Source organism: Anaerofilum hominis, assembly GCF_014287275.1.
GTDB lineage: Bacteria > Bacillota > Clostridia > Oscillospirales > Ruminococcaceae > Pygmaiobacter > Pygmaiobacter hominis.
The window spans coordinates 19,806-39,997 of sequence record NZ_JACONZ010000002.1; the positions used below are offsets into that span (position 1 = coordinate 19,806).

18 protein-coding genes are annotated in these 20,192 nt (G+C 56.1%); 8 read left to right on the forward strand and 10 right to left on the reverse strand.

All coding sequences use genetic code 11. From position 1 onward, the window contains the following. The first annotated feature begins 226 nt into the window (after positions 1 to 226). From H8S23_RS05290 to H8S23_RS05300, 3 genes are all read left to right on the forward strand, one after another. Positions 227 to 850: an SOS response-associated peptidase gene (locus tag H8S23_RS05290; protein WP_186887289.1), complete on the forward strand. Its 624-nt coding sequence runs from the start codon at positions 227 to 229 to the stop codon at positions 848 to 850. Between the two features lie 22 nt (positions 851 to 872). Then, the gene (locus H8S23_RS05295; protein WP_186887290.1) at positions 873 to 1,574 is read left to right on the forward strand and encodes an HD domain-containing protein; all 702 of its coding nucleotides are present in this window, start codon (positions 873 to 875) and stop codon (positions 1,572 to 1,574) included. A gap of 484 nt (positions 1,575 to 2,058) precedes the next feature. Then, a complete protein-coding gene (locus H8S23_RS05300; RefSeq protein ID WP_243165905.1) occupies positions 2,059 to 2,580 on the forward strand; it encodes a nitroreductase family protein in 522 nt (173 codons plus the stop codon). A 732-nt stretch (positions 2,581 to 3,312) separates the two neighbouring features. On the opposite strand, the gene H8S23_RS05305 is transcribed toward H8S23_RS05300, so the two are convergent. Further along, positions 3,313 to 3,507 (reverse strand): DUF6440 family protein, encoded by a 195-nt coding sequence (locus H8S23_RS05305; RefSeq protein ID WP_186887291.1) that lies wholly within the window; start codon positions 3,505 to 3,507, stop codon positions 3,313 to 3,315. A 623-nt stretch (positions 3,508 to 4,130) separates the two neighbouring features. Here H8S23_RS05305 and H8S23_RS13940 point away from each other — a divergent pair. The 5 genes from H8S23_RS13940 (at position 4,131) to H8S23_RS05330 (ending at position 8,092) form a co-directional block, all read left to right on the forward strand. After that, positions 4,131 to 4,604, forward strand: coding sequence for a GNAT family N-acetyltransferase (locus H8S23_RS13940; RefSeq protein ID WP_423717503.1), 474 nt, complete (start codon positions 4,131 to 4,133; stop codon positions 4,602 to 4,604). A 12-nt stretch (positions 4,605 to 4,616) separates the two neighbouring features. Then, on the forward strand, positions 4,617 to 5,162 hold the full coding sequence (locus H8S23_RS05315; protein WP_186887293.1) for an HD domain-containing protein: 546 nt from the start codon (positions 4,617 to 4,619) through the stop codon (positions 5,160 to 5,162). Between the two features lie 324 nt (positions 5,163 to 5,486). Next, entirely contained in the window at positions 5,487 to 6,290 is an 804-nt protein-coding gene (locus H8S23_RS05320) for a glycosyltransferase family 2 protein (protein ID WP_186887294.1), read from the forward strand. 319 nt (positions 6,291 to 6,609) lie between these two features. Further along, entirely contained in the window at positions 6,610 to 7,410 is an 801-nt protein-coding gene (gene ku, locus H8S23_RS05325; protein ID WP_186887295.1) for a non-homologous end joining protein Ku, read from the forward strand. 469 nt (positions 7,411 to 7,879) lie between these two features. Continuing rightward, a complete protein-coding gene (locus H8S23_RS05330; protein ID WP_186887296.1) occupies positions 7,880 to 8,092 on the forward strand; it encodes a helix-turn-helix domain-containing protein in 213 nt (70 codons plus the stop codon). 152 nt (positions 8,093 to 8,244) lie between these two features. On the opposite strand, the gene H8S23_RS05335 is transcribed toward H8S23_RS05330, so the two are convergent. The 9 genes from H8S23_RS05335 to H8S23_RS05375 form a co-directional block, all read right to left on the reverse strand. After that, positions 8,245 to 9,138 (reverse strand): DMT family transporter, encoded by an 894-nt coding sequence (locus H8S23_RS05335; protein ID WP_186887297.1) that lies wholly within the window; start codon positions 9,136 to 9,138, stop codon positions 8,245 to 8,247. 346 nt (positions 9,139 to 9,484) lie between these two features. Further along, positions 9,485 to 10,189 (reverse strand): L-ribulose-5-phosphate 4-epimerase, encoded by a 705-nt coding sequence (locus H8S23_RS05340; RefSeq protein WP_279289063.1) that lies wholly within the window; start codon positions 10,187 to 10,189, stop codon positions 9,485 to 9,487. A gap of 10 nt (positions 10,190 to 10,199) precedes the next feature. Further along, a complete protein-coding gene (gene araA, locus H8S23_RS05345) occupies positions 10,200 to 11,675 on the reverse strand; it encodes an L-arabinose isomerase (protein WP_186887298.1) in 1,476 nt (491 codons plus the stop codon). A 196-nt stretch (positions 11,676 to 11,871) separates the two neighbouring features. Beyond that, complete coding sequence (locus H8S23_RS05350) at positions 11,872 to 13,467, reverse strand: FGGY-family carbohydrate kinase (RefSeq protein WP_186887299.1); 1,596 nt, start codon at positions 13,465 to 13,467, stop codon at positions 11,872 to 11,874. Positions 13,468 to 14,113: 646 nt separating this feature from the next. Further along, positions 14,114 to 15,169, reverse strand: a complete 1,056-nt coding sequence (locus tag H8S23_RS05355; protein WP_186887300.1) for a GntR family transcriptional regulator — start codon at positions 15,167 to 15,169, stop codon at positions 14,114 to 14,116. A 262-nt stretch (positions 15,170 to 15,431) separates the two neighbouring features. Beyond that, positions 15,432 to 16,472: a substrate-binding domain-containing protein gene (locus tag H8S23_RS05360; RefSeq protein ID WP_186887301.1), complete on the reverse strand. Its 1,041-nt coding sequence runs from the start codon at positions 16,470 to 16,472 to the stop codon at positions 15,432 to 15,434. 65 nt (positions 16,473 to 16,537) lie between these two features. Further along, positions 16,538 to 17,494, reverse strand: coding sequence for an ABC transporter permease (locus tag H8S23_RS05365; protein WP_186887302.1), 957 nt, complete (start codon positions 17,492 to 17,494; stop codon positions 16,538 to 16,540). Further along, positions 17,482 to 19,008, reverse strand: coding sequence for a sugar ABC transporter ATP-binding protein (locus H8S23_RS05370; RefSeq protein WP_186887303.1), 1,527 nt, complete (start codon positions 19,006 to 19,008; stop codon positions 17,482 to 17,484). The genes H8S23_RS05365 and H8S23_RS05370 overlap by 13 nt, the downstream gene beginning before the upstream one ends. Positions 19,009 to 19,065: 57 nt before the next feature. Next, the gene (locus H8S23_RS05375; protein ID WP_186887304.1) at positions 19,066 to 19,881 is read right to left on the reverse strand and encodes an alpha/beta hydrolase; all 816 of its coding nucleotides are present in this window, start codon (positions 19,879 to 19,881) and stop codon (positions 19,066 to 19,068) included. Positions 19,882 to 20,192: the final 311 nt, after the last annotated feature.

Consider the following 20,192-nt stretch of genomic DNA (forward strand, 5'->3'; position numbering starts at 1 on the left):
CGATGGGAACCATTGTGTGACACGGACACAAAGCGCAGCCCGGTGGAACCGGATGCCGCGGCAAGAAGAGGGCGGACAGCCCCGGTTTTGGACCGCAGGGTCCAGGAGGGCAAGGACCGACTGAGTATTTCTATGCCCGCAGCGCGGGCAAAAGGCGGAAAGAAAGCCGGACGGACGGTCTGGCTCCCTTGTCCGGCTCAACATTGTAAGAGGGGGGCGGGTCAGCTTGTGCTGCCGTTATTATATTGATAAAAGCCTGATGCGCGGCCTGTTCGACCTGTTTCACGGGCTGCCCCAGGTGGAGCAGCAGCGGCTGGCCGGGCTGCAGGGGGAGGTCTTTCCCACCGGGCGCGCGCCGGCGGTGCGCGCTGCGCAGGACAGTGCGGAGTTGTTTGTCCCCCGCTGGGGGTTTGCCGGGCAGGACCGGCGGCAGCCTGTGGTGAACGCGCGGGCTGAAACGGTGGCGGAGCGGCCGATGTTCCGCGACAGTTTTGCGCTGCGCCGCTGCCTGGTGCCTGCCAGCGGGTTTTTTGAGTGGGATAAACTGGCTCCCCGGGGCAGAGGGCCAAAGACGAAGTACGCCTTTGCCCGCGCCGACGGCGCGCCGCTGCTGCTGGCCGGCTGCTGGAAGCGCGGCCCCGAGGGGGACCGCTTTGTGGTGCTGACCACAGCGGCCAACAGCTCGATGGCGGAGATCCATGACCGCATGCCGGTGCTCATCGCGCCGGAGAACGCAGAGGAGTATTTGTTTGACGAGACCTCGGCCCGGCTGCTGGCCGCCCAGCAGGGCCCCGAACTGGTGCGGGAGGCGCAGCTGCCCCCCGGCGGCGGCGAGCAGCTGCGCTTTTGAGCGGTGAGAAGGGAGAAAACAGATGACACAGGAAGTCTATCAGCTGCTGGAAAACTATATGCTCCACTGTATGAAAGACAGCGCCCACGATAAGGAGCACATCTACCGGGTGCTGTACACTGCGCTGGACATCGCCGGGACGGAACAGGGAGCAGACAAAGACGTGCTGATCTGCGCCTGCCTGCTGCACGATATCGGGCGGCGGGAACAGTTTGAGGACCCCCGCCTGGACCATGCCGCCGTGGGGGCGGAAAAGGCGCGGCGTTTTTTGATGGAACACGGCTTTGGAGAAGTCGCCGCCCGCCGGACGGCGGCCTGCATCCGCACCCATCGCTTCCGCGCAGAGCAGCCCCCCGAGAGCTTGGAGGCAAAGATCCTCTTTGACGCCGACAAACTGGAGGCGGCGGGGGCGCTGGGCGCTGCCCGCACCCTGCTTTATCTCGGCCGCGCCGGCCAGCCATTGTATTCCATGACGCCGCAGGGGCGGGTGGCCGATGGAGCGGGCGACGAGCCTCCCTCTTTTTTTCATGAATACCGATATAAGCTGGAGGGGCTGTACGGCAGGTTCTTTACCCGGCGCGGCGCGCAGCTAGCCCATTTGCGCAGGGCGGCGGCAGCTGATTTTTACCGGGCGCTGCTGGCGGAGGTGAGCCTGCCCTATGAGCGGGGACCCGGGCTACTGCGCGCGGAACTCGATGGAAAGGCAGCGAAGCCTGGGCCGTGAGCGGGGGCGTGTCGCGGCAAAGCTTTTACATAGAGAACGTGCCGGAGAGCGGCGCATTTCACAGGCAGGCGGCAGGATGCCGCGGATAAGGGAAAGACGCTTTCAAGGTTTGTCCGCAGGAAAGCTGCGGCATCGGCCACTGAGTGAAAGGTTATTGGCTTTGCCGACAGCTGAGCGGGAGAGAACACTATCGAAGTTTGCCTATGGCAAACTTGCGGCATCGGCCGCTGAGTGAAAGGTTATTTGCTCTGCCGACAGCCGATGCGGGTGTCCGCGAAAGCGGAGCTCTGCTTTTCGGCGGTCTGACGCAGGACAAAACGCCGCAGGCCTGCGGGCTCGGGGGCGCTCTGTGCGGCCATGCGTGAAAACGGAAGAGCAGCCTCTCTCCATCGGCCGCTGGGGCGGGCGCGCCGCAAAAACAGGTACGGGCAGCAGAGGAAAAGGAAAACCCGCTTCCCCTGCTGTGAAAAATAGGGAGCTGAAAATGGAAAGGATGATCGGTATGACAGTGATGGAAGCGATCCAGGCGCGCCGCAGCGTGCGCAGCTACAGCAGCCAGCCGGTGACGCAGCAAGAGCTGGAATCGGTGCTGGAGGCCGGACGGCTGGCCCCCTCGGCCCGCAACCGGCAGGCCTGGCACTTCACCGCCGTGCGGGACGCGGCCCTGCGGGAGCGGCTGATGGCGGCCTGCAAGGATCAGAAGCAGGTGGGGGAAGCGCCGGTCACACTGGTGGTCTGGGCAGAGGACGACCCCCTCATGGCCTGCGGCCAGTCGGCCTCCACGGTGGATTGTTCCATTGCACTCAGCTTTATGCTGCTGCGTGCGGCGGAACTGGGCCTTGGCACCTGCTGGCTTGGCGCCTTTGACGCGGAGCAGGTCAAGGAGGCGCTGGGCCTGCCCGCCCAGGCGGTGGCAGTGGCAGTCACGCCACTGGGCCACCCGGCCGAGCAGCCCGCGGCCCGGCCCCGCAAGGCCCCGGCGGAAGTCTGGGACGTCCGCGGGTAAACGCGGCGCCGGCCTTGCCCTTGTGCCGGCCGGCGCGGGAAGCGCTTTTTTGCAATTCCGCTCTGCCGGGCGTAGCCGGACGGCGGCGACGCGCGGGGAACTGCCCGGCTGCGGGGACGCCGGCGGCGCCAGGGCACTTGCCCGCCTCAGCCGCATCGGGGGCGCAAAAGCGGCCGGAGCGCTTGAGAGAACATATCATCACTATACAATACAAAATTTTATAGACAAGTTGCAGAGGGAACGCAGGAGGGCAGTGTTCATCCGCAATTTGTAAATTGAAGAAGATCCTTTTTATTCCAAAATCCCCCGCGATGGCATAAGTTTTGATGGGACAGCTTCTGGACGCCTGACCGGCGTCCTTTTTCTGACAAAAAGCGGCCGATCCGCGTGGATCGACCGCTTTATCGTTGGATGCGAAGCCGAGCAAATGACAGCAGGACAAATGCAGAGTAGAGCATTTTCATATACTTGCAGTATAAAATTGCTGATATTTTCTGAACACAGCAGCGGATGGTCCCTTTGATCGGCGTGCGCACTGCTTGGAATCGCAGGTCACAGGCACTGGTCAGGACGGCGTTTTCGTCCCTCTGCTTGTCTGACATCGTGGGTCGTCTTTATTTGCATTGCCGAACTCTATTTCGCGCTCCCTGTTAAAATTTCTGCTTTGTAAAGATGCGCCGCCCTTTCTCTTTTGTTATTTCTCGGCAGACGGCACAGCGCTCAGCTTCCGGGTCATGACCGATCTTCTCCGTTGAGGGGCGTAACGATCGGTTTACCGTCTTTATCCATCAAAACGGTGATGCCGCAGCCATTGGTCTTGTTGGAAGACATCAGCAGATAGTTTACTCCTGTTTCTGTATCTACAATGATTTTTCTGACGTTGGTGACCCCCTGGTCATAAACTTCTATAAAACGATCTTTTGCCATTTTGAAGCACTCCTTTTTCATTTTCATTTTTGGGATAGACGATAAAGTTCTGTTTATAAAGCGATCCTCACGATGCGATGAAGAAGAAACGCGGAGCAATAAAGGCAGGCCGGGGCTGTTTTTTGGCCTCCCGCGCGGCCGTCAGGCACTCGGGCCGCGGCAAGTCACGGCAGACGAAAGCGGGCATTGAAACGCGGCCCGCACGGGCGGTTTAAGGCGCTGAGGCTGCCCGCTTTTTGCCGGGCATGTTTCGTGATAGAGGCTCCCGTGCGGCAGCAGCCTTTTTTCGGCGCCTGCGGTTTGGGGCCGGGCCTGGGGTGCAGGACGGGCCCGGACCTGCGGGCGACCCGCAAGCGTTCACGCCCCGGCCGCATTTGCGCTGTTTCCGAAAGCCCTGGCCTGAAGCTGCGTTTTTTTCGCCTGTCCGGCCCCCGCCCGCGGACGGAGGCGCCGGACAAGGGGATGCGCGCGGCTTTCTTCACCTCCCTTTAGAAAAAGGCTGCGCCCCGCAGCCGGGCCCGTTTTGGCGCCTGCCGGGGCCTTTTTGGAAAAATTGCTTGAGCCCGGCCCCGGGGTGCGGTAAACTAAACAGGAAGGGACCGCAGACGGGGGAGGCGGAAGAGGTGGAGATACGGCTGAGGAGTTATGAGGACCGGGACCTGCCCGCGCTGGCACAGCTGTTTTATGATACGGTCCATACGGTAAACGCCGGGGACTATGACCCGCAGCAGTTGAACGCCTGGGCGCCGGGGCAGATCGACGCGGCCCGCTGGCATGAAACGCTGGAGGCGCATTTTTCCCTGGTGGCGGAGGACGGGGCCGGCGGCCTTTTGGGATTTGCCGACCTGGACGAGGCCGCGGGGTATCTGGACCGGCTCTACGTACACGCCGCACATCAGGGAAAAGGCGTGGGCGCCGTGCTCTGCACCGCGCTGGAGACCCGCGCCTGTTATGCGGGCTGCCGGGCCGTCACCACCCATGCCTCTGTCACAGCCCGGCCGTTTTTTGAGGCCAGAGGCTACCGGGTGCTGCGCGCACAGCAGGTGGAGCGCGGCGGGGTCACGCTCCCCAATTTTGTTATGGAAAAATGTCTGTAAGGAGGAGATAAAATGCCGGTCAACAAGATCCACGCGGCGATCCAGTTCGCCGCGCTGGCGCACGGGCAGCAGAAGAGAAAGGGAACCGAGATACCCTATCTGGTCCATCCCTTTGAGGTGGCGCAGCTGCTCACTGCAGAGGGCGCGCCGGAGGAGCTCATCCTCGCCGGGCTGCTGCACGACACGCTGGAAGACGCCCATATCGCGCCCGAGCAGATCGAAGAGGAATTTGGCCGCGCCGTGGCCCTGCTGGTGCTGTCTGCGTCGGAGGACAAGACAAAAAGCTGGGAGGAGCGCAAAGCCCACACAGTGGAATATCTGCAGAGGGACGCGCCCTATGAGGCACTTTTGCTGGCCTGCGCCGACAAGCTGTCCAACCTGCGCAGTATCGCGGCGGATCATGAGAGCGAGGGAGAGGCGGTCTGGGACCGATTCAGGCGCGGCCGGGCCCAGCAGCGCTGGTATTATGCCGGGCTGCTGCGCGCGTTTGCACCGCTGCAGGACACGGGGATGTACCAGGAGTTCTGCGTGCTGTTTGAGGAGGTCTTCGGCTGCTGAGGCCGGGCGCGCTGCGGCGCTGCTGCGGGGAGACAGGAGCAAAACGCCGGTGGCGCATCTGCACCAGGACGGCCCGGAGCGAGCGGCCTGGAGCGGAGCCACCCCGGCGCAGGGACAGCAGGGCAGCCCCCATACCGACCGGCGGGCAGGCGTTCCCCGTGCGGCCGCCGGAGAAAAACCGGCTTTTGGGGGACGCCGCAAAGCCCACCGCCGCCTTTTGTCCCGGGCCGGGCCTTGCGGCCCTGTGCCCGGAAGTGCTGCGGGGCACAGCCGGCGGGCGCCGGAAAAAGCGCGCTCTGCCGCGCGGAGAAAGGGGGATAAAAGATGACGAAGCCGCTGGTGAGTATCGTCGTGCCGGTGTACAACGCCGCGCCCGATCTGGCGCGCTGCATTGAGAGCGTGCGGCGGCAAAGCTATGAGCGGATCGAGGTCTTGCTGGTCAACGACGGCAGCAGGGACGCCAGCCTGCCCATCTGCGAGATGTATGCCCGGGTGGACGGCAGGGTGCGGGTGATCGACCGGCCCAACAGCGGCGTGTCGGCCGCCCGCAACGCCGCCCTGGCCCAGGCGGAGGGCGAGTATCTGCAATTTGTGGACAGCGACGATTATCTTGACCCGCAGGCCACGCGGCTGCTGGTGGACCGGGCGCAGGCGACGGGGGCGGACATGGTCATCTCCCATTACTGGCGGGTGATCGGGGAAGAAAAGACCGCGCACGGCTTTTTGTGTGAAGACGCGGTGATGGACCAGCTGGAATTTGCCAAAAACCTGATGGAGGAGCCCGCCAGCTTTTATTATGGCGTCATGTGGAACAAGCTCTACCGGCAGGAGATCATCCGCCGCTACGGCATCCAGTGCAATGTGGACCTGGGCTGGAGCGAGGATTTCCTCTTCAATCTGGAGTATATCCGCTATGCGCAGCGGTTTGCGGCGCTGCCCGTCCCCATCTACTATTATGTAAAGAATGAGAAGAGCATCACCGCCACCCAGATCCACTGGCGCAGCGCGCTGGAGACCAAGCGGAACCTGTTCGGCTATTACCGCGATCTCTATACCAACCTGGGCCTGTATGAAAAATATAAACCGCAGATCTTCAAGTATCTGATCGCCAGCGCGGAGCATCCTTAACGGCGGCGATCAGCAGCGGCCACCCTGGGCAGCGCGGCGGACCGCGCGGGAACGTCAGGACCGTTTTGGGGCGGAAGCGCTCCTGCGCCGGGCGCGCGGTATAAGACCCGGAAGCGATGCGCAGCGGCTGCGCCGGGCAGAGGGCCGTCTGCGCCGGCAGCCCGGCCGCCGCCCGGGCAGAGGAGGACGGCCCGCCGCCTGTGTATCGCACATAAAAAAGATCCTTCCGGGGAACGCTAACCCCCGGGAGGCTTTTTTATGCCCTGCGGTCTGCCCGGCCGGCAGCGGTGCGCCTCCCCCAAAAAGGAGGCGCTTTAAAATGGCTGTCGCATATAAGGGCAACATCGTTTTTGGGCTAGTGCAGATCCCGGTGACGCTGCACACCGCCACGCGCGACCTGGATGTGCGCTTCAACCAGCTGCACCGGGGAGACCACCGCCGCATCCGCTATAAAAAGGTGTGCGGCCACTGCCAGAAAGAGGTCACCGGCAAGGATATCGTGCGCGGCTTTGAGTACGCGGACGATAAATTCGTCATCATCACCGACGAGGACCTGGCCCGCGTCAAAACGCCCGCCGACCGCACGGTGACCATCCTGCAGTTTGTGGACCGGGGCGCGGTGTCGCCGGTCTATTTTGACCGCACCTTTCACGCCGCGCCCACAGCGGGGGGCGAAAAAGCTTACCGCGTGCTGGCCGACGCCATGCGCGGGACCCACACGGCGGCCCTCTGCCGCACGGTGATGGATCATCGGGACACCCTGGTCCTTTTGGTGCCGGATGAGGAGGGCATCCTTGCGGAGACGCTTTTTTACGACGAGGAAGTGCGGCGTCTGCCCAAGATCGCCCCCACCGAGGCCCCGGGCGCGGGGGAGCTGAAGATGGCAAAGACCCTCATCGGCCGCATGAAAGCGCCCTTTCAGCCCGAGCAGTATCACGATGAGTACCGCAAACGGCTCAAGCGGATGATCGAGGACAAGATCGCGGGCAAGCGGCCCAAGCTGAGCCGGCCGCAGCGGCCCAGCAATGTCATCGAGCTGGGGGATGCGCTGCGGGCCAGCGTGCAGGAGACACCTGCGCGCGGCCGCGGCAGAGCGGGCAAGCCGGTAACGCCCGCCTGAAGAAAAACGCGGGCCGGGCGCTGGGCGGCGCAGGCGCCGGCAGCAGCATGCTGCCCCCGGTTTATGGGGCGGTCAAGCAGGGAGTCACCGCCCGCGCCTGAGGCTGATTTTCCCGGCAGCACAGCCGGTCCGCCGAACCGGCGCGCCCCATCCCGCAGGCCCTGGCGAGAAGCGGCATCCCTGAAGTCGGCGCTTTGACGGCCAAAGGCGTCCGCAAGTTCTTCCGGCAGGGAGAAAGAGGAGCTGTCAGAGGATGCGGGTTTTTCCGGCGCTTTTCGATCTCATCCGCAGATTTTTGATCGTCTGGAGCGGAAGAGGCCCGATGGCCCGCGGAGGACAAGGGCTGCAGATCGGGTCTCCAAAAACATGTGTCTCCTTTTGCCCTGGTGTTTCCATAATAGTGCTATTTGACCTATAAGTCAAGGCCTTTTATGACAGAATGTCATAAAGGGGAGATGGCATGGAAAACTTGAAAAAGCTTCGTTTAGAGGCAAAAATGACGCAGGTGGCGCTGCAATTGGCCGTGGGGATCGACCAAAGCATGATTTCCAAATACGAGCGCGGCGACCGCTGGCCCAATTACCATGAGCTGATCGTTCTGGCTGGATTTTTTAATACCAGCGTGGATTATCTCATGGGGCGGACCGGGGAACGGAGGCCCTATCCTCCGGCTGAAAAGTGAAAAGCCGGCTGCCTCCGGCTGAAAAAAAGACCATCCCCGCGGGGATGGTCTTTTTGATTTCCCGGGACAAGCCGCTGAGGCGGGCGGCCGGGGCGCCGCGAAAAAACAGGACAGCGGGGAAAAACGCAGCCTTTCCCGCAGAGGCCGGGGCATCACTCCACGCCGAGGATGGCGATGCCCACCATCACCAGCGCGATCACGGCATATTGGGCCTTGGTGAGTTTCTCTTTCAAAAACAGCCGGGCCCACAGGGCGGAGAAGATGCTGTAAGAGGCGATGGTGGGCGCCGCCACGATGGCGTTGCCGGACAGCGCGAACACATAGCTGAACTGGCCCGCGGTCTCGCAGAGGGCGGCGGCGAATTTGGTCTTTTCCCGCAGGGGGTGGAACCGCTCCTTTTTCACAAAGGTCAGCCAGCAGAAAGCAAACACAGCCATGAGCAGGAAAGTGAATTCATACGAGAGATTTGCCGTGATCTCGTCCATCACCACGTCCAGCACAAAAGAATCTGAAAAAGTGCCCAGGCCGTCGATCAGGCAATAAAGGATGGGAAAAAGGATGGCGAGAACGCTGCGGGTGTATTTTTTGTCCGGCGTTTCGCCGGCGAGAAGGCGCTGGGCGTCGGCCTGCCGTTTTTCCAGCACGGCCAGCGCCAGGATGCCGGCGCTGATCAGCAGCACGGCCCCCAGCTGCAGGCCGGTCATCCGCTGACCCAAAAACAGAAAGCAGAGCAGCGCCGTGATGGCCCCGGAGGAATTGCAGATGGGCGAGGAGACCGACAGCTCGATATACCGCAGGCCCGCGTAGCCGAAGATCATCGACAGGATGTACATGGCCGAGACGGGCAGATATTTCAGCAGGTTGATCGGGTCATACGCAACGCCGCCGACCGTGACCTGCCAGATGGCGTGCAGGCCCATCACGGCGCCCACGGCCAGCACCATCTTCCAGTGACTGTTTTTGTCGTCGGGCGCGGAACCCATCTTTGAGAACAGGTCCGAGCCGCTCCAGAACAGGATCGTGACAAGGGTGAATACAAACCACATATTAAATTTTAACTCCCATCGCGCGGCATTGGCCGCGCCGTTTTATTTTTTTTATGCCGGCGGACGGGAAACGCCGGTGGCGGCCGCACAGGGCGGCGATGCCAGGGATCGGGCATGCGATGACTCCTGCTCCGGCAGCGGTGCGGAACACCGCGGCTCTGTGAATTTTTTGACGACTCATCATATCATATTTAAGGATGGGGCACAAGGGCGCAGCGCTCGGATAAAAAAGGCCCCGGCCGGGGCGCCGGTGCGGCGGCCTCAGACCAGGGCAGAGAGAAAGGTAAACCAAAAAGGAAAAACTTTTTAAAACGGGCGCATTAAAACGGGCGCCGGAGAAAGGCGATCAGCCGCTGTTCTGCCCGTAATAAGCGTTCGGGCCGTGCTTGCGCAGGAAATGCTTGTCCTGGACGCGCCGGGGGGCGGGGGCTGCGCTGGGGTCGACCTCCCGGGTGAGGATGGCCATTTTGGCCACCTCCTCCAGCACCACCGCGTGATACACCGCCTGGGCCGCGTCCGTGCCCCAGGTGAAAGGCCCGTGGCTGCTGCAGATCACACCCGGCACCTGCGCCGGATCCAGCCCGCGTGCGCGGAACGTCTCCGCGATCACGGCCCCGGTGTTCTTTTCATAGTCCTCGTCGATCTCCGCCTGGGTGAGCTGCCGGGCGCAGGGCACCGGGCCGTAGAAATAATCCGCGTGGGTGGTGCCGTAACAGGGGATATCCCTGCCGGCCTGGGCCCAGGCGACGGCGGCCGGGCTGTGGGTATGTACCACCCCGCCGAGCGCGGGAAAGGCGCGGTACAGCTCCAGGTGGGTCCTGGTATCGGAGGAGGGGTTGAGGCTTCCCTCCACCACCCGTCCGCTCTCCAGGTCCACCGCCACCATGTCCTCGGGCCTCAGGTCCTCGTAGTCCACCCCGGACGGCTTGATGACCATCAGCCCCCGGCTGCGGTCAACGCCCGAGACGTTCCCCCAGGTGAAGGTCACCAACCCGTATTTCGGCAGCAGCAGGTTTGCTTCCCACACCTGTCTTTTTAATGTTTCCAGCATACAGGCCGCCTCATTTCAGTTTCCAGGCCAGGTCGGAGAGGAACAGATCGTGCTCCAGCGCCTCCACGGTAGTGCCTTTTGTGATATGGACAAATTCGATCTCCATCATACGGGCCCAATCCCGCATTTGTGAGGCGGTGACGTCGTAGCTGAGCACTGTGTGATGGGCGCCGCCCGCTGTGATCCAGCACTCTACGCCGGTAGTGAGATCGGGATAGGCTTTCCACATCACGCGGGCGACCGGCAGATTGGGCATTTCCATGATCGGTTTGACACACTCGATATCCTGGCAGATCAGCCGCAGGCGGCCGCCCATATCGATGAGGCTGACCACGATGGCCGGCCCTTCATGTCCCTCAAAGACCAGACGCGCGGGCGGCTCCCGGTCACCGATGCCCAGCGGATGCACTTCGATGCGGGGTCTGGTGGCTGCCACGCTGGGGCAGACTTCCAGCATATGAGCGCCCAGGCTGTACTCCTGTCCTTTTACCAGATGATAGGTGTAATCCTCCATAAATGCGGTGCCGCCGGTCTGGCCCTCGCTCATCGCCTTGAGGATCGAAGTCATCGCCGCCACTTTCCAGTCGCCTTCGCCCCCATAACCGTAGCCCTGCGCCATCAAGTGCTGGCTGGCAAGGCCGGGCAGCTGCCGCATACCGTACAGATCCTGGAAAGTATTGCTGAAAGCCCGGCAGCCCTCGGCGTCCATCATCTTTTTCATGGCGATCTCTTCCCTGGCCTGGTAGCGCACGGTTTCCAGATCATCGGTCGCAAGGTCATACAAAGAACGATAAGTCTCCATGAGGGCGTCGATCTCCTGGTCTGTGACAGCGTCCATCGTTTCGACCAGCTGTCCCACCGGCCAGGTGTTTACCTGCCAGCCCAGCTTGGCCTGCACCTCTACTTTGTCGCCCTCGGTGACTGCCACCTCGCGCATGTTATCGCCAAAGCGCATCACCTTGAGCTGCTTGGAAAAAGCCACGCCGACGGCGGCACGCATCCAGCGGCTGAGCCGGTCCTGCACCTCTTTGTCCTGCCAATAGCCTGCGATCACCTTGCGCGGCATCCGCAGCCGGGCGGCGATAAACCCGTGTTCCCGGTCCCCGTGAGCGGCCTGGTTCAGGTTCATGAAATCCATATCGATCTCTTCATTGGGGATTTCCCGGTTGTACTGCGTCGCGAGATGGCAGCAGGGCTTTTGCAGGTCCGTAAAGCCGTTGATCCACATTTTAGAGGGACTGAAAGTGTGGCACCAGGTGATAATGCCTGCGCAGCGATCGTCGAAATTAGCCGCACGCACCACCTCCGAGATCTCTTTGTTGGTCTTAGCGGTGACCTTGTAGACCAGGCGGCACGGCAGATTGCCGGAAGCGTTCAGCTTTTCCGTCATCTCCTCTGCCCTGGCGGCCACGGTTTCAAGAACCTCGGGCCCATATAAAAACTGGCTGCCCACTACAAACCAAAATTCATAATCTTTCATGCTCATTTATGTATCCTCCTTGTTATGATAGATGCCCCGTCTGTGATGGGGATGTTTGGCCGTTTCCTTTTCAGGTGTTATCATGTCAGAAAAACAGCGGTATTTTTCAGCAGGCGCGGAAAGCCCTGCGGCGAAAGTCGGATGCACCTGCCGGCCCGGGCTCAGAGGGAACGGTATCCGATCTCTGCGGATAACCCCGCTTTTATTTCAGCGCCGTCACGGCGGCCCTCTCCGCGGCAAGGGCGCTTTTATAATTTTCCATAAAGCAGTCAAAACCCGCTGCGTCCTCGCTCCGGGGCTGAGAGATGATCCCGGAAGTCTGGCTGAAAACTTTTGAGTCGAGATAAGCTTCCAGCGTTTCCTCCTGATCGCGTCCGCACATATAGGCGGCCAGTATGGCCATTCCCCAGGGGCCGCCTTCCCCAGCAGTTTCCATCACGGTCACTGGTACTTTTAAAGCCCCGGCCAACAGCCGCTGGCCGACCTCCGCCGTTTTGAATAGTCCTCCGTGTCCCAAAAGCCGCTCCAAACGGACCTGTTCCTGATCGAACAGCAGGTCCATGCCCAGTTTGAGGGTGGCCATGGTGGAGTAAAGCTGTACGCGGGCGAAGTTTGCAAGCGTGAGGCGCGCGTCCGGACGCCGCAGAAAAAGCGGCCTGCCGTCTTCCAATCCGGTAACGGGCTCGCCTGAATAATAATTTATGTTGACAAGTCCGCCGCAGTCCGGCTCCCCCTCCAGTGCTTTGGCATAAAACAGGTCATAGAGACGGGGCTTTTCAAGCGGCGCACCGGCCGCGTCCGCCATCTCCCCAAGCATCTTGATCCAGGCGTCCAGATCGGAGGTGCAGGTGTTGCAGTGCACCATAGCTACAGGCTTACCAGTAGGGGTGGTGACGAGGTCGATCTCAGGATAAACTTTGGAAAGCGGCCTCTCCAGCACAGCCATCGCAAAGACGGAAGTGCCGGCCGACACATTGCCGGTGCGCGCCGCGACCGAGTTTGTGGCGGTCATACCGGTGCCGGCGTCCCCTTCGGGCGGGCAGAGGGGAATGCCGTGCTGCAGGCGGCCACTGGGGTCCAGCAGGCGGGCCCCCTCCGGGGTCAGCCGACCCGCCGGCGCGCCGGCGGGCAATACCTGCGGCAGCACGTCATCCAGGAGAAAGGGCAGGCCGCGCTCTTTCAGCAGCGCGTTGAACTTTGCTTTCATCCCCGCGTCAAAATCGCAGGCTGCGCTGTCGATGGGAAACATGCCGGAGGCCTCGCCGACGCCCAGCACCTTTTCACCGGTCAGCTGCCAATGCACATAACCTGCAAGCGTGGTGAGAAAGGCGAGTTCCTTGACATGTTCCTCTCTGTTCAGGATCGCCTGATACAGATGAGCGATGCTCCAGCGCTGGGGGATGTTGAAGCCGAACAGGCCGGTCAGTTCAGCCGCGGCCTGGCCGGTGGTGGTGTTGCGCCAGGTGCGAAAAGCCGCCAGTTGGCGCCCATCGCGGTCAAACGGCAGATAACCGTGCATCATTGCCGAAAAGCCCATCGCTTTGACACTGCAGAGGGGAACGCCGTATTTGGCCTCCACTGCCCCGGCAAGGCTGGCGTATGCACTTTGAATGCCGGTCCAGACATCGTCCAGACGATAGGTCCAGTACCCGTCTTCCAGCCGATTTTCCCACTCATAACTGCCGGAAGCCAGCGGGGCGTGATCCGGACCGATCAACACGGCCTTGATCCGGGTGGACCCCAACTCAAGGCCCAGAACGGTATCGCCGCATCTAATTAATTTCTGGGGGTGAGACACTTTTCTCTCTCCTTTTTAATTACGGTTTTAACATTTGGATTGGAAGTAAACTACAAAATTTTTATGAACGATTTTTAATCAGGAAAAGCGGTGCAAAAGAACTAAAACGATGAAGCATATAAGGTGCTGGTAGTATAGACAATTTGACAAAAGACACATACAAATTAAACAAAAAACTAAAATAACAAAATTGTACGAACAATTATAAATTTAGTCTACATGATCTATTCTATTTTAGCAATATACATATTTTACAAAAAATAAAACATAGTTTCGGCGGAATAAAACTATGTTTTTGCTTTTTTATCGTTTTCACAAAAAATATTTTTAACTTTTCCTAAAAATGAAAAAATAAATACGTATTATAATAGTAATACAAATTTTAGAATGCTTTTATTTTAATAATAACGAACTTCCCCAAAAGATAAAAAGTGACAGCTTTTAATTCTTGCAAAAAATAGAAATGACGTGGATCAACTTCACCAAAGAAGTTGATCCACGTCATTTCTTCTATTAAAGATTCAGATTTACCAGAGAACAGAAAACGGGTTATAATGTCCTGCCACCTCGTCTTTTTTCTCTTTCACCCGTTAGGATAATTTGTGTGATAAAGTGTCATATACTCCCAAGGCGTATTCTCAAGCGTTTAAGTGCTCTCCTTTTCAATAATTTTCCAGGGGACAACAGTAGGCTCTTGAGGGATGCCAGCTATAAGAGAAAGTAACTTTTGTGCAGCGGTTTCGCCGATTTGTTTTTTATGCTGTGAACATGAAGTGATTTTTACTGAGGCATAGTTACTGTAGGAACTATTATCAAAGCTGATCAAAGCCATCTGCTGGGGCACTGCTATTCCTTCCGCCTTTAGAGCATCTAATACCTGCACGGCAATCTCATCATTATAACAGACCACTGCGGAGCAGCCTTCCAACTTTTCCATAAGTTGAAGAGAGGCGATGTTCTTTTTATCCTCAGTTGTATACCAGAGGACGTGATCGTCAGATACGGAAAGGCCCCCCTGCAATAGCGCTTCATAGTAACCCGTACAGCGTCGATGTCCTTGAATGTCGTCGCTTTTAAAAATACCTGCGATCTGGCGATGCCCCTTGCTCATCAAAAACTGAGTAGCGTTATAGCCACCTTTGCGATCGTCAGTAGCTACGTAAATAGGAGAGACAAGGCCGGGATAGAAGCTATGAACAAAGACAATGGGACGTCCCATGTCATACCATCTCTGGTATAAGTCTAGGTTTGGATTGGGCAAGGCTGTCTTGGTGCCCTCCACGATCAGTCCGTCCAACGGCCGTGATAAAACGTCCAACAGTATTTTGCGTTCGTTGTCGATTCGGTTCTGGGTAGCAAACACAAGGGGGGAGTAATTTTCTGCAGAGAGGACCTCCTCGATTCCGCGCAGGATATCGGGGAAAATATATTCGCTGATATAGGTAGTGATAACGGCAATATTGTAACTGGGTGTAGACTGCACATGGGAATGCCGAACAACAGAACCGCTGCCCTGGCGGCGTTCAATAAGTCCATCCCGTTCCAGGATAGAGAGCGCTTGGCGCACAGTCTGCCTGCTTAAGCAATGAGTTGCCGTCAATTCATTTTCGGTGGGAAGACGATCCCCTTCTTTATAAATTCCTCGGGTAATTTCATCACTGATTTGGGAAGCGAGAAGTTGGTATTTGGGCTGCTGTTTCATATAATTACATCCTATTTACCGTTTTCTACCATTGTACCATATTCTTTGCTTTTTTCAATTGCGGACCACCTTGGTAGCAATGAAAGACAGCTGTCTCGCAGGTCGCGAAGCGGTCTCCACCTTTTCAATCCGTTTTCAGCCCAAAGTATTAAAATGCAATTTTAAAGCGAATGCTTTCCTATATAAAACTATTATGTATCAATCATTTTTTAAACAGCCTGGGGAATTCCCCAGGCTGTTTAAAAATATCTGTGAGACTTGATTAGCTTTCTGCATAGAAGAGATCTGCATTTTCCTTAGTAACGATTGAAACGCCGGTGTCGACAGTTGTAGGGAGAGGGGTAAGACGATTTTCTTCCCATTCATCTACGACCAGATCGTGCTGGGTCTGAAACAAAAATTGGAAAGACCAATACCCCATCAGTTCAACTCCTTGTGCCACTGAACCGGTGATGACTCCCGCTTTGATGAAGTCTAAAGTCGCATTATCAGTGTCAAAGGCACAAATTTTGATCTCACCTGTGTTGCCGGATTCCTCGACAGCGGTGGCAACGCCCGCACCCATCTGAGCGCTGGTAGTATAAAATCCTTTCACTCCAGGATAGGCCTGCATGATCGAAGCAGCTGCTTTAGAAGATTCAACGGAGTCGGCTTTGCCGTCTTCTATCGCGACCACCTGAATATCAGGTTCGTTTTTTTCCATATACTCCACAAAACCATCGATGCGGTCAATCTGGCTTTCACTGCCGGAAGGGCTGCCGACAATAGCGACCTCACCGGCATGGCCGATTTGCTCAGCGATAAATTTTGCGGCAGCGGCACCGGCGTTATAGTTGCCGGTACCCAAATAGGCCAATCGATCGGACTGGGCAGAGTCAGAGTCGTAGGTCACGACAGGAATTCCGGCTGCACGGGCTTCGTTGATGACATCAATAAGACCTGTGGAATCATTACATGTCAAAGCGATACCGGCGGGGTTCTTAGCGATCACAGAACGGATGTAGTTAACATAAGAAGCGATATCGCTGTCGGTGGGGCCGCCAAACTCCGTTTTGGCACCATAGAGTTCCGCTGCCTTGGTAAAGCCGTTATAACACCCTTTCCAATATTCAATACCGGAATAAAATGCCAGCATATAATAGACCTCGTCCTCTTGCGCCCTTAAGGGGGAGTTAATTGTATCAGACGCACCGGAAGTGGCAGGTTCAGTCCCTGCATTACCAGAAGCGCTCTGCCCCCCTCCACAGGCCGTCAGGCTGAAAACCATCGTGAACGCTAATAATACTGACAATAATTTTTTCATTTTTTACTCCTTTTTTCTTTTTATTTTAAGCGCTTTGTGCCTTGCGCCTCAAAAACTGTAGATGGTTAACCTTTTTTTGTATGAGAAAAGTAATCCAGAAGTACGGCGGCAAGCAGAATTACACCACTGATTAAATTCTGCCAGTAGACACTCACGCTCATAAGAACCAGTGCGTTGTCGACAAGACTGAGCAAGATCAACGCCAATGTAGTACCAAGAATCGTCCCGGATCCTCCCGATGCAGAAGCACCACCGATAACTGCGGCGGACATAGCGGTCATTGTGACGGTCCCTCCGGCAGCGGGAGACGCGACTGAAAGACGGGCGGTGGTCAAAACCCCCGCAATACCCGCCATAACGCCTGCAAACACAAAGGTCATGGTCTTAACCTTTTTGGCGTTAATGCCGGAGTAGGTGGCCGCCTGAGGATTAGACCCTACGTAATAAACCTTACGTACCATAGAGGAACGACGCATGAGGACATCTACAATAATGCCAAGGATGAGAAATTCTAAAAAAATCATCGGGAAAAATCCACCGACAAATCCTTTGCCGATGAAAGAAAAAAATTCTGGCGCAGAACGGAGCGATTGGGGGGACCCCGTTGTGATGACATTGGCAATACCTTGGCATACAAATTGGGTGCCAAGAGTACAAATCATGGGATTAAGGGTGGTATAACTGATAATGATGCCATTTAAAAGACCGACTGCGGCGCAGGAAAGAAGAGCAATGAGGATAGCCAGCAGGATAGGAACCCCTTTGATAAAGAGAACACCGACGATTGAACCGGACATAGCGAGTTGTGCACCCAGAGAGATATCGATAGCACCTCCAGCCATAACAATTGTCGTTCCGATTGCAAGAATGGCGGTACAGCTCAAGCCGATTAATACCGAGCGAAGATTTGCCCATGTAAAAAAATGAGGGGAAATTAAAGAGAGCACCAAACCCGCAAGAAGTACAATAAGGAGGACAGTGGCTTCGCGGAAGTTAGCGAAAAATTTTTTTACATTTCGCATATTGCATCAACTCCTTTTTTTCGGTTGGAGGCCATCAGCATCAAGGTCTCCTCATTGATATCCTTACCGACGACTTCTCCAACCACGGAGCCTTCGTGCATCACGACTACCCGGTCGCAGACTCCGATGATCTCTGGCAGTTCGGAAGAGACAACAATCACACCGATTCCCTCTTCACTTAGTTTGCGGAGCTTGTGGTGGATCTCGCTTTTGGAACCCACGTCAATGCCTCGGGTAGGTTCATCCATGATCAGCACCCGAGGATGAGCGACAAGCCATTTGGCGATCATGACTTTCTGTTGATTGCCTCCAGACATTGCACCTGCGGGGGTAAGGTCGGAAGCTACACGCACATCCATCTCGTGGATCATGGCAGAAGAAAGGTTTTTTTCTTCCTCATTATTTAAAAAGCCGTGATGGCAGAACTCCTCTAGCACGGTGACGGAGATATTGCGACGTGTTGTCATGTTCAAAAACAGGCCATTAGCTTTTCGGTCTTCGGTGAGATAAAAAAGGCCCAGACGAATGAGCTCGGAACTTTTTACTTTGCCACAGAATTTTTGTCCCTCCAACCAGATTTGTCCCTGAGTGTAGGGCAAAAAACCGCATAAAGCCTGCATTACCTCTGTACGTCCAGAGCCCACCAACCCAGAAAAACCGAGAATTTCATGCTTTTTAAGAGTAAAAGAGATGTTTTGAAAGCGTTTGCCAGAAAGATTTTCTACACGAAGCAGTTCTTTACCGGGCGGGACAGAGGCTTTGGGAGGATAATAGTCCCCAAGGCTACGTCCTACCATTTTGAGTACGATATCATCTGGCGTGACTTCATGGATTGACAAAGTATCCACATATTTTCCATCTCGCAATACTGTGGCGCGATCACAGATGCGAAAAATCTCCGGCATACGATGTGAGATGTAAATCACGCCGACGCCACTGTCTTTCAGCATTTCAATAGAATGATAAAGATTTTCCGTCTCACTTTCGGTGAGAGAGGAAGTTGGTTCATCAAAAATAATGAGTTTTACATTCATGGAAAGGGCGCGTGCGATCTCAACAACCTGTTGCTGAGCCACGTTTAGTTCTCCCGTACGTGTACGGGCATCAAAGCCCGCACCGAAGCGACGCAGAAGCAAGTTGGTTTCTTCATATAGCCGTACAAAATCAACCGCACCGCCACGCTTGGTGGGAATGTTCCACATGAAGACATTTTCCGCTACACTCATATGGGGACACAAAGACATCTCCTGATGGACAAAGCCAATTCCGGCCATACAGGCTTGACGAGGTGAGATAAAATTAACTTCTTCCCCATCTAAACAAATACGACCGCTGTCCCGCTGGTATACCCCGGACACGATATTCATCATGGTGGATTTGCCTGCGCCGTTTTCTCCCACTAGAGCGTGGACCTCTCCTTTCTTTACGGAGAGTTGAACATTATCCAGCACTTTAACAGGCCCAAAGGACTTTGTGAGGTTTTCGACTGTTAGGATTTCTTCGCTTTTTTCCATTTTATCACCTCCGAAAATGAGCATGAGGGACGATTAGAATTGAGAAATAAGGAGATCTCAAAATGCGAACAATTTATTCAGCCAATCGATACAGCAAGGAACCCAACTGCTGACGTTTACCGGATGTTCCAGATGGTAAGCTGTGAGATCGCTGTTAAGCGAAAGTCCATGCGGACCGTGTTCAAAAATGTGCAACTCGAAAGGTATTTGGAACTCTAAACATTTTGCTGCAAATAGGAGCGCATTTTTAACCGGAACCTTTTCATCGTTCACCGTGTGCCAGATAAAAGCAGGCGGAGTCTGGTTGTCTACGTAGCGAACCGAGCTAAGCTCCTCTGGGCGATCTTTCAGTAATGTGCCAAGTTGGGTGTTGGAAGACGGACGTTGCTCCATTTCTACCGGTGCGTAAGCAAGGAGCATGGCATCGGGACGGCTTCCCCCCCGAGGAATCCCGAGGCGTTCCTCCACACCGCGATGCCATTGTGTGCCAAGGATGGAAGTTAGGTTTCCACCGGCAGAAAAACCACCGACTGCAATTTTGCATGGATCGATGTTCCATTCGTCCGCGTGCTGACGGACGGTCCAGACGGCTTTGGCTACATCCTCCAATGGCGCAGGCCAGACTGATTTGTCACCTGTACGATAAATCAGAACAAAAACGTTATAACCAGCGCAAAGGAAAGGGTAGGCAACCGGTTCTCCCTCGCGGTCTGAACAGTAGCTATAGCCACCGCCGGGCAATAGGATAAGAGCGGGACGCTTAGGAGGCAACCATTCTCCTACGTCTTCCCAGTCTTGCTCATAACGATCGTGAAGATAAGTAATAAGATAGGCATCCTTTTCATCAGTCAAATAAATTTTTTGATGTAGCATGAAGAACGCTCCTTTCAAATGGGGAGAAATAGATAGCAAAGACAATTTGTACGAATAAATTATATAAAATAAAAAGGATACATACAATAGTTTTTGGTATAAATTTTTATAACAGCTAATTTTTCATCGTGTTGTACATACAATTAGGGGGTGTCTTATAAATTTTGCTGAGAAAAAGGCCGGAATTTGCATTATTAGGATATGGAAAAAAACAAATGTTCGCTATTACTGAAATGAAATAGAAATTTGTTTTTGTTTCCAGTTTCTTATTGTCTGGTAAAAACAGAATAGAAAGGGAACTAAACGTCAAG

Excerpts from the sequence above, each read along its gene's own strand:
- H8S23_RS05340 (WP_279289063.1), bottom strand. The coding sequence starts at position 10,189 with ATGCTGGAAACATTAAAAAGACAGGTGTGGGAAGCAAACCTGCTGCTG.
- H8S23_RS05375 (WP_186887304.1), bottom strand. The coding sequence starts at position 19,881 with ATGCTACATCAAAAAATTTATTTGACTGATGAAAAGGATGCCTATCTT.
- H8S23_RS05320 (WP_186887294.1), top strand. The coding sequence starts at position 5,487 with ATGACGAAGCCGCTGGTGAGTATCGTCGTGCCGGTGTACAACGCCGCG.
- H8S23_RS05335 (WP_186887297.1), bottom strand. The coding sequence starts at position 9,138 with ATGTGGTTTGTATTCACCCTTGTCACGATCCTGTTCTGGAGCGGCTCG.
- H8S23_RS05365 (WP_186887302.1), bottom strand. The coding sequence starts at position 17,494 with ATGCGAAATGTAAAAAAATTTTTCGCTAACTTCCGCGAAGCCACTGTC.
- ku (WP_186887295.1), top strand. The coding sequence starts at position 6,610 with ATGGCTGTCGCATATAAGGGCAACATCGTTTTTGGGCTAGTGCAGATC.
- H8S23_RS05305 (WP_186887291.1), bottom strand. The coding sequence starts at position 3,507 with ATGGCAAAAGATCGTTTTATAGAAGTTTATGACCAGGGGGTCACCAAC.
- H8S23_RS05315 (WP_186887293.1), top strand. The coding sequence starts at position 4,617 with ATGCCGGTCAACAAGATCCACGCGGCGATCCAGTTCGCCGCGCTGGCG.
- H8S23_RS05300 (WP_243165905.1), top strand. The coding sequence starts at position 2,059 with ATGGAAAGGATGATCGGTATGACAGTGATGGAAGCGATCCAGGCGCGC.
- H8S23_RS05355 (WP_186887300.1), bottom strand. The coding sequence starts at position 15,169 with ATGAAACAGCAGCCCAAATACCAACTTCTCGCTTCCCAAATCAGTGAT.
- H8S23_RS05370 (WP_186887303.1), bottom strand. The coding sequence starts at position 19,008 with ATGGAAAAAAGCGAAGAAATCCTAACAGTCGAAAACCTCACAAAGTCC.
- H8S23_RS05360 (WP_186887301.1), bottom strand. The coding sequence starts at position 16,472 with ATGAAAAAATTATTGTCAGTATTATTAGCGTTCACGATGGTTTTCAGC.
- H8S23_RS05295 (WP_186887290.1), top strand. The coding sequence starts at position 873 with ATGACACAGGAAGTCTATCAGCTGCTGGAAAACTATATGCTCCACTGT.
- araA (WP_186887298.1), bottom strand. The coding sequence starts at position 11,675 with ATGAGCATGAAAGATTATGAATTTTGGTTTGTAGTGGGCAGCCAGTTT.